Raw genomic sequence first — 14372 nt, 5'->3', positions numbered from 1 at the left:
TATCTCCAGGTTGATGGATATCAAAAAAACTACAGCGCCATCCTGCGCGCCCATTCATTGCCATCCCACGAGCTGCTGGGGTGTTCTTCCCGCGCCACGGGCGCGTGCGATTCGTCGAGGTCGCTGAAATCCGCATGCAAGCCGTCGCGGATGGCGACAAAGCCGGCCGAGCCGCGCTGGCGCGGGTGGGCCAGCGGCACGTCCTGCACCCGCCGCACCTTGCCGGGACGCGCATCGAGCACGACGATGCGGTCGGCCAGGTAGACGGCTTCATCGATGTCATGCGTGACCATCACCATGGTGATGCCCTCGTCCTGCCACAGGCGGCGCAGCTCTTGCTGCAGGCGCAAGCGGGTCAGCGCGTCGAGCGCGCCCAGCGGTTCGTCCAGCAGCAGCACGTCGGGCCGCCCGACGAGGGCGCGGGCAATCGCCGCCCGCTGCGACATGCCGCCAGATAACTGATGCGGATAGGCATCCGCATAGCCATCGAGGCCCACGCGCGTGATTTCCGCCGCCACGCGGGCTTCGCGCTCGGCCAGCGGCACCTTGGTATTGCTGAAAGCCACGGCCACGTTTTGCTGCACCGTCAGCCAGGGGAACAGGCGGTGATCTTGGAACACGAGGCCCCGGCGCAAATCCGTGCCACGGATAGGCACGCCATCGTGCAGCAGCAAGCCCGTGTAATCCGTGTCCAGGCCCGCCAGCAGGCGCAGCAGGGTTGATTTACCGCAACCTGAGGCGCCCACGATGGCGACGAATTCGCCTGGCGCGATGGTCAGCGAAATATCGTCGAGCACGGGCAGCGGCGCGCCTTTCAGGGAAAACGACTTGCTCACGTGCTGCACTTGCAAGCCGCCGCTCAGGTGCTGCTGTTGCGGCGACAAGGCCGATGGGGAAACAAAATCATTCATGGCGCACTCTCTGCGGTGGGGGCGAGGGAAGGAATGGCAGCGGGCGGCGAGCGGCGCAGCCAGCGGCTGCCGTGGAAAACCAGCCAGGCGGCCAACCAGGGAAATAGCCAGATCAGGAACACATTGCGCAAGCCCGTCAAGTCGGCCAGGCGGCCCGCCGCCAGCGCGCCGGCCGTGCCGCCCACCATGCCGAACAGGGTCAGATGGGCGGAAACGCGGGCCTTGTCGACGGGCGCGCGGGCGATATTGTCCGTATTGACGAGGTTATTCACGCCCAGTCCCAGCCCCAGCAGCACGGAGGCACCCAGGTAGGCGATGCTGGAAGGCCACAGGCCGAGGATCAGCAAGGCCGCCATGATGGCCAGGTGGGCGCCGCCATATAGTTGCTCGCGGTAGCGGCTGGCCAGCACGAAACGCCCCAGTAACAGCAGCACGAGTACACAGCTCAGTCCCTGCACGGCCATCAGCCAGACGGAGTGGTGAGGAGGCCAGTGCAGCACGCGGATGGCCAGCAAGATGGAAAACACGCCCACGCTGGACGCCGTGAAGCTGGCGAGGATTTCAAACAGATAAGTCACGCGCACGATGGGCAGGCGCAGCAGTTCGCGCAGGCTGGCCGCGCCCGGCAGCGTGGAGTGGCCCGCCTGCTTGCGCGGCGCCGTATTGTCAGGCAACACTTGCCAGCCCAGCACGGCCAGGATGGCGAACATCAGGGCCGAAATCAAAAATCCCGCCTTCAGCCCCAGTTGCGCGATCAGGTAATTGCCGCACAGGGGCCCCAGGAACTGCATGCCGAGTATCAACGTCCCCTTGTACCAGCCCGCCTTGCCCTGCCCCAGTTCCGGCAAGCGCACGAGAAACACGGTGCTCATGGCCACGATGCGCAGGGAAATGCACAGGCCGACGAGAAACATCAGCAAGGCCACCCATTGCCAGCCGGGCAGCCACGGCAGCACGCAAAAGGCCAGCGCCAGGCTCAGGCTGACACCCGCGTACAGATGCTTCGGATTGCCGCGCGACAAGATGTAGCCGGCAGGAATGGTGCCCAGCGCCATGGCCAGGGTTTCCGCGCTGCTGATCGCGGCCAGCTGAAAGTTGCTCACGTGCAAATGCAGTCCCAGCAAGGTGGCCAGCACCTTGTTCATGCCGATGGTCACGCCCGACAGCAGGGTCAGGCCGATAAAGCGCAGCAAGAAGGCGCGTAACTCCCCTTCGCGGGCGCTGACGGCCGCGTCCGGTTGGAATGGCAGGGATTCACTCACTGCTGCGCCCCTTCACCAGCAGGCGCGCGAGGCGCGCAAACGCCACGTTCATCGCCTGCGCCAGCAAGGCGATCACGAGCACGGCCAGCAAGACGACATCCATGCGGCCCGACACTTCGCCATTGAGCAGCAATGAACCCATGCCGGGACCGGCTGAAAACAGCAGCTCGCCGCCCAGGCAAGCGAGCCAGGCGAACGCCAGTGCATGCGTGACACCCGTGACGATGGCCGGCATGGCGCCCGGCAACAAGATCTGGCGCAAGGTCTGCCAGCGCGTCAGGGTCAGCACTTGCCCCACTTCGCGCAAGCGCCCTTCCACCTGGCGCATGCCCGCATAGGTGTTGAGCACGGTAGGATAGAAGGCGGCGATGGCGATCACCAGCAGCTTGGCGCCGTCGCCATTGCCCACCCACAAGCCCAGCAAGGGAATCAGGCCCAGCAACGGTACTTGCCGGATGCCGTGGAACAGGGGGCCGATCAATCGGTCCGCCAGCGGCGACTGCGCCATCAGCGCGCCCGTGATGATGCCGGCGCTGCCGCCCAGCAACAAGCCAGCCAGGGTACGGCCCAGGCTGGCGCACAGGTGCACCCACAGCTCGCCCGTGATCACCAGGTCGCGCAAGCTGTGCGCCAGGTCGCCCAGGGAGACAAAGATATACGCGGCCGCCGCGCCCTGGCCGGACGCCCATTGCCAGGCGCCCAGCAAGGCCAGCGGCAACAGCGCGCCCTTGATGATCTGGATCAAACGTTGTTTCATGTGGCGCCTCCCTTACCATCGCCACTACGTTTCCAGCGCATCAGCCGTGCTTCCAGCGCGTGGCAAGCCCGGTCCAGGCCAAAGCCGATCACGCCCGTCAGCACCACGCCCACCATCACCACGTCGAGGCGGAACATTTGCCGGCCCATTTCCATCATCTGGCCCAAGCCGCTGTCCGCGGCCAGCAATTCCGCGCCCACCAGCACCATCCACGAGCGCGACAGGGCGATGCGCATGCCCGTCAGCGCGGCCGGCACGATGGCCGGCAAGACAATCAGGCGGATGCGCTGCCAGCGCGAAAAGCAATACACTTGCGCCACCTCAAAGTAGCGCTGCGACAGGTTGCGGATGGCGTCATGCACGGCCAGCGCGACGATGAAGAAACTGGCCTTGGCGACAATAAACACTTTAAAACTCTCGCCTATGCCGAACAGCAAGATGAACAAGGGGATCAAGGCGACGGTCGGCAACTGGCGCAAGACATTGAAGGCGGGGTCGACATAGGCGCGCAAGCCAGGGGACAGCCCCAGCACGACGCCAAAGGCCAGGCCGCAGCTGGCGCCCAGGCCGAAGCCGGCCAGCAGGCGGAACAGGCTGATGCCCAGGTGCTGGCCCAGTTCGCCGCTTTCGGCCAGGTCGCGCGCCGTCAGAAGAACTTGCCATGGCGACATCAAGATGTGCGCTGGCATCCACTCGAAGGTGGTGGCGGCCGTCCACAGCAGCAGCAAGGCCAGCGGCGACGCCCACACGGACCAGGGTGAACGGATAAAGCGCTGCAGCAAGGGGACTGAGGCTGCACGCGCTGGCGCGGGGGTGCGCGGCAAGGCGATGGCGCGGGCGATGGAAGTCATGGCGCCCAGTACGTTTGCAGTTTCAGCTGCGCCAGCGCCGTGTTGACGAACTGGGGCGCAAACAGGCTGTCGACTTGCAGGGGCCGCCCGATCAAGCCCGCGCTCTTCGCATATGCGGCCTCGCCCACATAATGCTGGCGCAGGCTGGCCGTAAACAAGGGCGACCAGCGCGCCTGCCACGGCGTGTGGTCGCCCGCCAGTTCGCGCCGCACCACGCTTTCCACCTGGCCCGCAGCCGCCTCCGTGCGTACGTATTCGTCTTCGCCGCCCGCGCCGGCGGCCCGGTGGTGTTCGCGCACATAGGCCGTCACCACCAGCTGGGCCAGCTGCGGCCAGCGTTGCAGGAAGCCGCTGTCGGCCCACAGCTCGGCGCGCATCTTCCAATCCTGCGGCGGCGCCTTGCTCGACCAGATGATCTTGCCGACCTTTTTATCTTCCAGCAAGAAGGCGTCGCTGAGGGTAAAGAAGGCATCCGCGCCGCCCGTCGCCACGGCCGCCGCGCCCGCCTGCGGATTCAGGTTGAGTATCTTGACGTCGCGCAAGGTCATGCCATTCGCTTCCAGCAGGCGCGCGAACGGGTATTCCCACGGCCGGCCACGGTGCAGGGCGATCTTCTTGCCCTTCAAATCCTGGATCGATTTCGCCGTGGAAGCGTTCGGCACCACCAGATAGGTATTGTTGGCGCTGCCGCCGGGCAAGATCAGCCGCGTCTGCAAGCCCGAGGCATTCGCGATAATCGACGGCAAGTCGCCATACTGGGCCAGATCGATCGAATGGTTGGCAAACGCTTCATTGACCTGCGTCGCCACGGAATTGGTGGTGACGGGCACCCATTCCAGCTTCACGCCCAGCTTGCCCAGTTCGGCGGCCAGCCACCCAGTCGATGCCACCTGGGCGGCGGAACCGGCAAACACGGTCTTGCCGGACGGCGCCGTGCGGGCCACGACGGCGATGCGCACGGCGGTCGGCAGCGGATCGGCGGCCGCCGCCATCGCTGGCGCCAGCAGGCTGGCCGCCATGGCGGCGGCGACTGCCTTGCGCCAGCTCAAACGTAAGAATTTCAATGACATTGCGGGCCTGTTCGTGAAAGGGTTACACCAGGTCGGTGGCGGGTAACAAGGACAGCGCGCGCGCCGTGTCGATCAGCTTGCTCATCTTCCATTGCTGCAGCAGCACGCCGGGACCGAAATCGCGCGAACCGCCGATGGCTTCGGCCGCGATCTGGATCTTCGCGCCCTCTTCCAGCAGCAGGATGAACTCGGCCAGCTTCAGCAAGCCCTGTTTGCCCCACACGGTGGCGCCGCCATTCGCTTCCAGGATGGCCGTCGCATGCGTGTTGCGGGCGATTTCACCGAGGATGAAATCGACTTCCGGCTGGCGGCGGTCGATATAGATGGGAATTTCGCGCACCAGCTGGTAGCGCTGCACGGGCACGTAGCGGATCGGCAGGGTGCGGTGCGTCTGCGCCCATGCGCCCAGCGACGGCGAGTGCACGTGCGAGATCGACGTGACCTCCGGCCGCTCGCGGAACAGTTTTAAGTAGCGCGCGCCGCCGTTGTTCGCGTCGCCCGCGAGCACCGTGCCGTCGAGCGCCAGCACGGCCGCCTTCAGGGCTTGGCCGCGGCGGAACGGGCCCGGATCGTTGACCACCACCACCTTGTCGCCGCCCGGCGTGCGCTCGACGAAGCCCACCGTGCCATTGGCCGTCAGGCTGCCCGTCTCGCGCAAGCCGTCGAAGGCGATCTGCGCATCGCGGCGCACCTGCTCCACGAAGGCCAGTTCGGCCGCCGTCAACTCCTGCACCTGTACTTGTTGTGCTTCCGCTTGTGCCACGTCCGTCATGTCATGCTCCATTCGTTGGGGTTGGAATACGGGTCAGTCCTGCCTCTACTTTCGCAAGACGCGTGCCAGCGCCAGCGCGGGGAAAGTGGTGCATGGCTGCTGCCTGCGCAACAGCGGCTGCTGGCGCGGCAGCAGCACCGTCCGCACGCGCTGTCGGCCAGCCAGCAAGCGGCGCGGGCACGTTTCCTGCACGGTTCCAGGCTTCCACCACCACGAAGGAATCCCATGACTACCGCACCATCCCCCGCCGCCGATACCGTCTGGTTCACCCGCTGCCCCGTGCCCACGGCCACGGGCCTGGCCTACAAACTGGGTTGGCTGGACGAGGAATTCGCCCGCGACGGCATCGCGTTAAAGACCCTGCAGGAAGTGGGCGGCGAGCTGGCGCGCCACCATTACGACCACGGCCTGTCCACGCTCGTGCGCGAAGGCGGCAACCTGCTGGCCCTGCCCGCGCGCGCGCAAGGGGCGCCCACGCGGCTGATCGGCCTGACCTGGATCGACGAGTGGCAAGCCATCCTCGTGCGCCCCGGCTCCGGCATCGCGACGCCCGCGCAGCTGCAGGGCAAGCGTCTGGCGCTGCCCGTCTTCCGCGCCGAGGACTTGCGCGACAACCGGCGCGGACGCAGCATCGCGCGCGGCATGAGCCTGGCCGGCTACAAGGGCGTGCTGGCGTCGGCCGGCCTCACGCTCGACGACGTGCAGCTGGTGGAAGTGGGCGGCGAGGCGCCGGCGCAAGCCAATCTCGGCGCGGGACTGTGGCAAGGCATCGCGCCGCTGCTGCGCGGCGAAGTCGATGCCGTCTACGTAAAAGGCGCGGCGGCGGCCGAGGCGGCCCGCGCGGCGGGGCTGGAAGTGGGCATAGACATCGACGCCCTGCCCGACCGGCGCTTCCGCGTGAATAACGGCACGCCGCGGCCGATCACCGTGCATGAGACCATGCTGGAGCAGCATTTCGAGCTGGTCGTGCGCTTCCTGACGCAAACCCTGCGCGCCGCGCACTGGGCCCGCAGCCACCAGGCCGACGTGCTGGCCATCCTGCAGGGCGAGACGCGGGCCGGCGCCGACGCCGTGGCCGAAGCCTACCGCGACGGTTTTCACCTGACCCTGGCGCCCGACCTGTCCGACGACAAGGTGGCGCTGTTCCGCCAGCAGAAGAATTTCCAGCTGCAGCACGGTTTCCTCGACCGCGACGTGGATATCGAGGCGTGGATCGACCGCCGGCCTTTGGAAGAGGCGCAGCGGCGCCTCGAGGCGCTGCTGCAAGCGGCGGCGTAAGCTGGCGCCATAAACGACAAGGCCGGCGCAATCGCCGGCCTTTCTACATCAGGCGGTCACGCTCAGAACTGCAGCGTGTACGACGCCCCTACCGTGCGGCCCTGGCCGATGATGACGGTGTCGCCATTCACAGCGCCCGGCACGAAGCTGGTGAGCGTATGGTTGCGGTAGACCTTGTCGGCCAGGTTGTTCGCATATGCCGTGATGCGCTGCTTGCCGCCCGGGAGCACGTACGACAGGCGCGCATTGGCCAGCGCGAAGCCGCCCTGGTTCAGCAGGTCGCGCGCGGCATTTTGCGGGTCGACATAGTAGTACTGCTTCGACGTATAGCGCACGTCGCCGCTGAAGACCAGTTGCGCGCCATTGCCCAGCGGGTAGCGGTAGTCGGCAGCCAGCAAGGCCGTTACGTGGGGCGAGCGCACGAATTCATTGCCGGAGCGGTCGCCGCCATTGTTCTGGATGGCGAAATCGTCGAATTCCGTGCGCAGCAGGCCGATATTGGCGTTGAGGTGCAGGTTGTCCGTCGGCTGCGCCTCGAGCTCGAATTCCGCACCGTTCACGTGAGCCTTGCGCACGTTTTGCAGGTAATTGACGCTTTGCGTGGGGTCGCCGTTGTACACGCCCGTGATATTCACCTGCACGTTCTTGTAGTCATAGTGGAAGACGTTGGCGTTGAAATTCAGGCGCCCGTCCAGCCATTCCGACTTGATGCCCGCCTCGAAGGAATTCAGGGTTTCCGGCTTGACCGTGTTCAGGGCGCGCACGTCCGTGGCGCTCGTGTTGTAGCCGCCCGACTTGATGCCGTGCGCGTATTTCAGGTAGCCGCGCAGGGTGCGGCTGAAGCGGTATTCGGGCGTCACGTCATACGTCAGCGCATTCCACGTGGTCGACGGGTTCGACGTGAAATTGTTGTTGGCCACGGAAGCGGCCGCGTAATTGCCGCCCTTGACCGTGTTCCACCAGTTCGATGCATCGCCAAACGTCACCGTGTTCGATGCGGCCTGCACGCGCTGCAAATCGAGGTCCTTGGTTTCCGTCGTCCAGCGCAAGCCGAAGGTGGACAGGAACTGCTCGCTGAAGTTGACGGTCGTGCTGCCGAAGATGGCCGCGCTGCGCGCCTTGTGCTGGTAGACGGTGCGGTTGTAGCCGACGGGCTGTGTGCTGCCCGCCAGCGCCGGCACGGTACCGTTGGGCAGGCGCGCGCCAGCCGAATCGGAATCGATCTTTTCATTGAAGTAGAACAGGCCCGCCACCCAGCTCACGGCGCCGTTTTGCGGCGACGTCAGGCGCAGCTCCTGCGATACCTGGCGGCTGCTCGCCTTCGAGCGGCTGCGGCCCACTTCCAGCGGCGTGTTGTCGCTGTCGCCCGTCGCCTCGTTGCGGAAGTTTTCATAGCCGGTGATCGACGTTAGGGTCAGCTCGCCCAGCGCATATTCCAGGTTCAGCTGCGCGCCGCCCTGTTTCACGTCGCTGTCGGCCGGCGCATTCGTGCTCACGTCATCGGGATTCGTGCTGGGGATGTAGCCATTGCGGTACACGCCATTCGCGCCATAGCTGGCCACGGTGGTGGTGGCGCCCTTGGTCGTGTAGTCGCGATAATGCAGGTTCAGATTGGCCGTCAAATCGCGTCCGATCAGGGCCTTGAGCTGGCCGCGGATGGCGCTGTCCTTGAGCTTTCCATCGCGTTCGCCCGTAAACTGGTTGTGGAAGCGGCCCTTGTCCTGCTGCTCCGTGTGGAAGGACAAGCGCCCCGCCAGCACCTCGTCGACCAGCGCGCCGCCGATGGCCCCTTCGGCCAGCTTGGTGTCGTAGCTGCTGTAATCGACCTTGGCGTAGCCGCTGGACTTGAACGACGGTTTGCGCGAAATCACGTTGATAGCGCCGCCCGTCGTGTTCTTGCCCCACAGGGTGCCTTGCGGGCCGCGCAGCACTTCCACCCGGTCCAGGTCGAACAAGGGAAAGCCCGTGGCGCTGGAATTGCTGATGTAGACGTCGTCGAGGTAAAAGCCGACGGGATTCGGAAAGTCGATCTGCTGTTGGCCCGCACCGACGCCGCGTATCCACCAGCGCGGACGGCCATGCTGCTGCGTGCCGGCCGAGGCGTTCGGCACGTAATTGAGGATTTCGCTGGCCGAGCGGCCGATGCCCGTGTCGAGCAGCTCCTTGCCGCCCAGGACCGTGATCGCGCTCGGCACCTTCTGCGCGGATTCTTCGCGTTTTTGCGCCGTCACCGTCACCGATTGCAGCGCGGCGCCCTCGCCGGCGCCGTTCGCGTCGGCCGCGGCGATGACCTCGGCGCCGGGCGCTTCGGCATGGGCCATGCCATGGACGAGCATCAGGCCGCCGATGGCGAAGGCCGAGCGCAGCGCGCGGCGCACTGGCGTCAAGTGAAAGGGGAAAGAGGAAAAGGCGGCGGGGGCAGTCGAACGGCGCATGGGTGATTATCCTTGAGTAAAGTCAAAACGCGAGATGGTGATGACCTGTATTGCAAGGGGCATGCCCGCTGCCGCAGCGCAGCAAAATCGTCATTAAGTGATTGATTTCAAAGGAAGACTATCGCCATGATAGTGCTGTTGATTTGGCAGCAGCGGCGCCGCCGCGTGCTGCCTGCGCGACAGCAGGCGGTGGCGCTGCTGTCGCGGCAACAGGGGATACTCAGGCGGCGCGCAGCAGTGCCGCCGTGTGGCCACGCACGAGGGGCAGCACTTCCTCGCCCACCCTGTACGCTTCTTCCAGGTGCGGCGTGCTGGCCAGGATGAAGGCGTCGGCGCCCAGCTGCACCAGTTCGTCCAGGCGTTCGGCCACCTGCTGGTAGCTGCCGACGATGCCCTGCGTCTGGCCGCCGCGCAGCAGGTTGAAGCCGGACCAGATGTTCGGCGCCGTGATCAAGTCCTTGTAGCTGTTCAGGGTCGTCGGGCGGTTGCCCCGCTGGCGCGCCGCGCCCACGGAATCGCCGCCATCCGCCCCCAGGAACTGGCGCAGGGTGGCCGCATCGACGGCCTCGAAACCCTTGCGCACTTCGTCCCACGCCTCCTCTTCCGTGGCGCGGGCGACGATGTCGACGCGCACGGCGCACTTGATCTTGCGGCCCAGCAGCGCCGTCTTTTCATGCACGCGGGCGAATTTCTCGCGCAGCTGCTCGAACGGCTCCAGCCACGTCAGGTAGTAATCGGCATGCTTGGACGCGGAACCGAGGGCCGCGTCGGACGAGCCGGAAAAGTAAATCTCGGGGAAATCCTGCTCCGACAGCGGCGTGGCCAGGCCCGCATCCTCCACCTGGTAGAACTTGCCCTGGTAGGAAAACGGCCCGCCGCGCCACACGCCGCGCACCACGTCGAGAAATTCCGTCGTGCGCGTATAGCGGTCGTCGTGGCCGGCCGAATCGCCCCACCACAGCTGCGCCGGACCGCCGCCGCCCGTGATCACGTTGTACAGGGCCCTCCCGCCCGTGGCCCGCTGCAGGCTGGCGGTTATGCGCGCGGCCACCACGGGATTCAGGAAGCCGGGCTGGAACGGGATCATGAAGCGGAAAGTGCTCGTTTCGCGCGCCAGCAGCGCGGAAATGGCCCACGGTTCGTCCGTCATGGGGAAAGACGGTATCAAACCACCCTGGAAGCCGGACAATTCCGCCGCGCGGGCGATTTCCGCCAGGTAGTCGATATACGTAAAACCGTCGGCGCCGCCGCCACCGAGGCCGGCCTGGCGCAGGTTGTCATTGCCGGGAAACCAGTCGCCGCGAAACGGCGTGCGGGCGCGGTGCGAACTCGGTTCGCCATGCGTGGGGATGCGCCAGAAAAAATCGATAGCCATATGGGTACTCCTTGAATAGGTTGGATACGGGGACTCAAGCCGCTTGCAGCTGGGCGCGCAACGCTGCCCGCACGCGGGGCAGCACGTGCTCGCCGATGCGGTAGGCTTCCTCGAAATGGGGAATGGCCGCCAGCACGAAGCTGGACACACCGGCCTGCGCGTAGGCTTCGAGCGCTGCGGCGACCTGTGCATGGCTGCCGACCAGGGCCCCGCGGGCGCCCGTTTGCGCTTGCGCAAAGCCGGGCCAGAACAAGGCTGCACCGCCCGCCGTGCCATCAGCCGACGGGGCATCGTCAGGCAACCCCGCCCCGCTGCGGTAGCGGCGCGCATCGCGCAAGGCTTCGTCGAACGTTTCGCGGGCCAGCACGTCGATACGCAAGCCCGCCGCCACGGCGCGGCCCAGCTGGCGCGCCTGCGTGTGCAGGCTGCCGATGGCGGGCTGCAAGTGCGCCACGGGCGCCGCGTCGAACACGTGCACGTCGGCCTGGCGCGCCGACAGGGCCAGCGCTTCAGGCGACTCGCCCGTCAGATAGATGCCGTTCACGGGATGGTTCGCCAGCGGCCCTTTGAAGCCCCCGTCCTGCACTTCGAAGAACTTGCCCTTGAAGCTGAACGGCGACGTATTCTGCACGCCGCGCGCCACCGTGATGAATTCATCGATGCGGGGCAGGATGTCGGCCTCCGGCGCCGCATCGCCCTGGCGCCGGCGCGCTGCCGCGTCGCCGCCAGGGCCGATCTGCCAGGCGAAGCGTCCCCCCGTGAAGCGCTGGAAGCTGACGGCGTTCTTTGCCGCATACACGGCCGAACCCCAGGCCGCGTCGAATTCCGCGATCAGTTTCAGGTGGCGCGTGCTGCGGGCCAGGTAGCCGGCGACGATCCAGCTTTCATCGCCCTGCGTATCGTGGCGCACCTGGATACCGTCGAAGCCGGAAAGATCGGCCGCGCGGGCGATCTGGTGCAAATAATCGAAATAATTGAATGGCGGACGCGCGCCGCGCGGGTCGCTCACGCCCGCCTGCAGGGGGCTGGGCGCGCCGGCGGCCCGTTCGCCGCGACGCGTGATACCGGGCGCCGCGTAACGGCCATCGCCGCTGGTGGGCAATTGCCAGATGAATTCTATGGTCATGCGTGGACTCCTGTCGTGGGTCGAAGAAAAGGCCGTATGCGCATCGCGCAGCGGCCTGCCCTACCCTCCTCGCAGAAAACATGCCATGCCGCAGAGGCCCGCCGCTGCCCGCCGCTGTTGATTTGGCAGCAATCCGCTGCCCCCATGGCAGCAATATGCTGCGCGCGCAGCAGCCATGAAAAAAGCCGGAGCCGCATCGCTGCGGGTCCGGCTCCGGGAGGTCGCGCATGCGCCTAGTCGATGGCGCCCGCCTTTTTCAGGAAAGTGCGCAGGATGTTGCGGCTCAAATTCAAGTGCCTGGCCGTGCGCACCTGGTTGCGCTCATTGCGCTCCCACGCGGCGCGCACCAGTTCCTGCTGCATCGCCTCGAATTCCACGGCTTCGCCCGAGTCGAGCAAGGCTTGCCAGGCGCGGGCGAAGCGCTCGGCCGCCAATAAATCGTCCTGGCCGGCAGTGCCGTGGGCCGCATAGGCGATGTCGGCGCCGCCCGCCCAGGCGTCTGGCACAGGCACGGAGACAGGCGTGGGGACAGGTGCGGCAGCGGGCGCCCTGTGCCAGCCCGACAGGCTCAAATCCTCGGCCCGCACGACGCCGCTGCGGCACACGAGCAGCGCGCGGTGAATGACGTTTTCCAGTTCGCGGATGTTGCCCGGCCATGGGTAGGCCAGCAAGGCCTCTTGCGCGTCCAGGCCCAGTTCCACCTCGCCCAGGTGCAGGCGCTGCGCATAGATGGCCATGAAGTGGCGCGTCAGCGGCATGACGTCGCCCGGGCGCTCGCGCAAGGGGCGCAGCGGCAGGCCGATCACCTGCAGGCGGTAATACAGGTCTTCGCGGAAGCGCCCTGCCCGCACGGCCTCGGCCAGGTCCACGTTGGTGGCGGCGATCAGGCGCACGTCGATGGGGATGGCGCGCCGCGCGCCCAGGCGCACCACTTCGCGCTCCTGCAGCACGCGCAGCAGCTTGACCTGCATCGCCAGCGGCAAGTCGCCGATTTCATCGAGGAACAGGGTGCCGCCGCTGGCCGTCTCGAACCAGCCAGGCTTGCCCTGCTGCGCGCCCGTAAACGCGCCCTTTTCATAGCCAAACAGCTCGCTCTCGACGAGGGTTTCGGAAAACGCGCCGCAGTTGATCGCCACGAAGGTCTGTTCGGCGCGGCCGCTCAAGCCGTGCACGTGACGCGCAATCAGTTCTTTTCCCGTCCCCGTTTCGCCCGTGATCAGCACCGTCGCCTCGCTGGGGGCAATGCGTTCGATCAGCTCGTGCAACTGGCGCGAACGGGGGTCGGCAAAGACAAAGGCCGTGGCGCGTACCAGCAAGCTCATTTGCTGCGGGTCGCGGAAGGCGACCAGCGCCTCGCTGTCGCCGTCGTCGCCCGCGCCGCGGGCCAGGTGGGCGCTGCGCGCGAAATCGCTGCTGAAGTTGTGGGCTAAGAGTTCCATGGGCCGACTATACCGCGCTCCATCTCCAGGCGTGAACGAATGGTGCCGCGCTAGCTTATCCGGAATTTGCATATGCGAAGAGCCGGGAGTGAACGCTGTTTTGTCGCAAACGGCGCACTTTGGCTGGCGATGGCGTCATCCCTCCCCGACTTCAACACTGACCTTGCCGGGATTTGTTTCGTCGCTACTTCAAAACGGTCGCCCGGCTGTCCACCAACACATCGAGTGTAATCGTTCCCTGACTTACTGCGTTTAAAATCGGCCACTCTGCGAATACGTCAAGAATAAATTTCTTTGAAGCATCTTTGGCAAGTCCCTGAGCCACTTCAAAATGGGTAACATTACCAAACTTTGAAATAGTTTTTTTCCCTCGATCAGTTTCCTTTGAGTCTTTAGCCATCTCTCCATGCGTTTCATATGGAACAGCACATTTCTTTGGTGCCCCCCAACTCACGTATCCAGATTTTAGACCCACCTCTTGCCATTTTTGAATATTCTCTTCTGCCTGGTCTCCCCAGGTTTTGACAACCTTGAAGTCCGATAAAGCGCTGGCATGATCGATATTGATTTCGACATAATTCGTGTGAGCATAGAAGTCCTGAATTCCATGCAGTGCCTGTCCCAGGGACAGGAAGGCCAGATTCAGTTCCAGATTCACCAACAATGGTTTTTTTGCCATGAGAAGAACCGTGGCCGCTTCAGCGTGCTCGTCCAGTTCGGCTTTAAGTTGTGCAATATAAGCGATAGCTCCGGAAAAATCACAGTTGTCGAAGTGGGCTTTTGATGCAGTCTGATGAACGATATCTTGCATGTAAAGTGCAATTTGCATTTGGCGCACATACCTCCGGCTGCTCAGGCCATCCAGCAGTATTTTATGCTCGCTTATCTTGAAATCAGAATTGCATCTCTCACAAATAACGGATATGGATTCATCTTTTGCCGCAGGAATTTCTTGCTGGATTTTTTCCATATCGATATCCGCTGCCGAGGCTCCCATAGCCATGAGCGAGAAAATGATAGCAACCGACTGCCGGAGTCTGTTAGACATCGATAATCTCCAAATTTTGAAAGTGAAATTTCGGACACCCGCACCATG

At 64.9% G+C, this 14372-nt stretch carries 12 protein-coding genes; 1 reads left to right on the top strand and 11 read right to left on the bottom strand.

From position 1 onward, the window contains the following. Nucleotides 1–29: 29 nt before the first annotated feature. From OX460_RS03955 to OX460_RS03930, 6 genes are read right to left on the bottom strand one after another with little or no spacing between them, the layout of a single operon-like run. Complete coding sequence (locus OX460_RS03955; protein ID WP_289897729.1) at nucleotides 30–911, bottom strand: ABC transporter ATP-binding protein; 882 nt, start codon at nucleotides 909–911, stop codon at nucleotides 30–32. After that, complete coding sequence (locus OX460_RS03950; protein WP_289897728.1) at nucleotides 908–2173, bottom strand: MFS transporter; 1266 nt, start codon at nucleotides 2171–2173, stop codon at nucleotides 908–910. Before OX460_RS03950 ends, OX460_RS03955 begins: the two co-directional genes overlap by 4 nt. After that, nucleotides 2166–2930 carry an ABC transporter permease subunit gene (locus tag OX460_RS03945; RefSeq protein WP_289897727.1) on the bottom strand — a complete coding sequence of 255 codons (765 nt, stop codon included), beginning with the start codon at nucleotides 2928–2930 and terminating at the stop codon, nucleotides 2166–2168. Before OX460_RS03945 ends, OX460_RS03950 begins: the two co-directional genes overlap by 8 nt. Then, complete coding sequence (locus tag OX460_RS03940) at nucleotides 2927–3781, bottom strand: ABC transporter permease (RefSeq protein ID WP_289897726.1); 855 nt, start codon at nucleotides 3779–3781, stop codon at nucleotides 2927–2929. Before OX460_RS03940 ends, OX460_RS03945 begins: the two co-directional genes overlap by 4 nt. Continuing rightward, nucleotides 3778–4851, bottom strand: coding sequence for an ABC transporter substrate-binding protein (locus OX460_RS03935; protein WP_289897725.1), 1074 nt, complete (start codon nucleotides 4849–4851; stop codon nucleotides 3778–3780). Before OX460_RS03935 ends, OX460_RS03940 begins: the two co-directional genes overlap by 4 nt. Nucleotides 4852–4873: 22 nt before the next feature. Next, nucleotides 4874–5623: a class II aldolase/adducin family protein gene (locus OX460_RS03930; RefSeq protein ID WP_099668503.1), complete on the bottom strand. Its 750-nt coding sequence runs from the start codon at nucleotides 5621–5623 to the stop codon at nucleotides 4874–4876. Nucleotides 5624–5848: 225 nt separating this feature from the next. Between OX460_RS03930 and OX460_RS03925 the strand changes: the two genes are divergently transcribed. Next, nucleotides 5849–6901: an ABC transporter substrate-binding protein gene (locus tag OX460_RS03925; RefSeq protein WP_289897724.1), complete on the top strand. Its 1053-nt coding sequence runs from the start codon at nucleotides 5849–5851 to the stop codon at nucleotides 6899–6901. Between the two features lie 62 nt (nucleotides 6902–6963). Here OX460_RS03925 and OX460_RS03920 read toward each other — a convergent pair whose 3' ends face one another. From OX460_RS03920 to OX460_RS03900, 5 genes are all read right to left on the bottom strand, one after another. Continuing rightward, nucleotides 6964–9336 carry a TonB-dependent receptor gene (locus OX460_RS03920; protein WP_289897723.1) on the bottom strand — a complete coding sequence of 791 codons (2373 nt, stop codon included), beginning with the start codon at nucleotides 9334–9336 and terminating at the stop codon, nucleotides 6964–6966. 220 nt (nucleotides 9337–9556) lie between these two features. Next, nucleotides 9557–10711: an LLM class flavin-dependent oxidoreductase gene (locus OX460_RS03915; protein ID WP_289897722.1), complete on the bottom strand. Its 1155-nt coding sequence runs from the start codon at nucleotides 10709–10711 to the stop codon at nucleotides 9557–9559. Between the two features lie 34 nt (nucleotides 10712–10745). Further along, a complete protein-coding gene (locus OX460_RS03910; RefSeq protein WP_289897721.1) occupies nucleotides 10746–11837 on the bottom strand; it encodes an LLM class flavin-dependent oxidoreductase in 1092 nt (363 codons plus the stop codon). Nucleotides 11838–12070: 233 nt separating this feature from the next. Beyond that, nucleotides 12071–13159 (bottom strand): sigma 54-interacting transcriptional regulator, encoded by a 1089-nt coding sequence (locus tag OX460_RS03905; RefSeq protein WP_289898411.1) that lies wholly within the window; start codon nucleotides 13157–13159, stop codon nucleotides 12071–12073. 301 nt (nucleotides 13160–13460) lie between these two features. Beyond that, a complete protein-coding gene (locus OX460_RS03900; protein WP_099667787.1) occupies nucleotides 13461–14324 on the bottom strand; it encodes an HET-C-related protein in 864 nt (287 codons plus the stop codon). Nucleotides 14325–14372 lie beyond the last annotated feature (48 nt).

The organism is Janthinobacterium sp. SUN033, from assembly GCF_030397595.1.
In the GTDB taxonomy this organism is placed as follows: Bacteria; Pseudomonadota; Gammaproteobacteria; order Burkholderiales; family Burkholderiaceae_D; genus Janthinobacterium; species Janthinobacterium kumbetense.
Note: the sequence above shows the minus strand (reverse complement) of the source record. Positions and strands in the feature narration are given on the sequence as shown.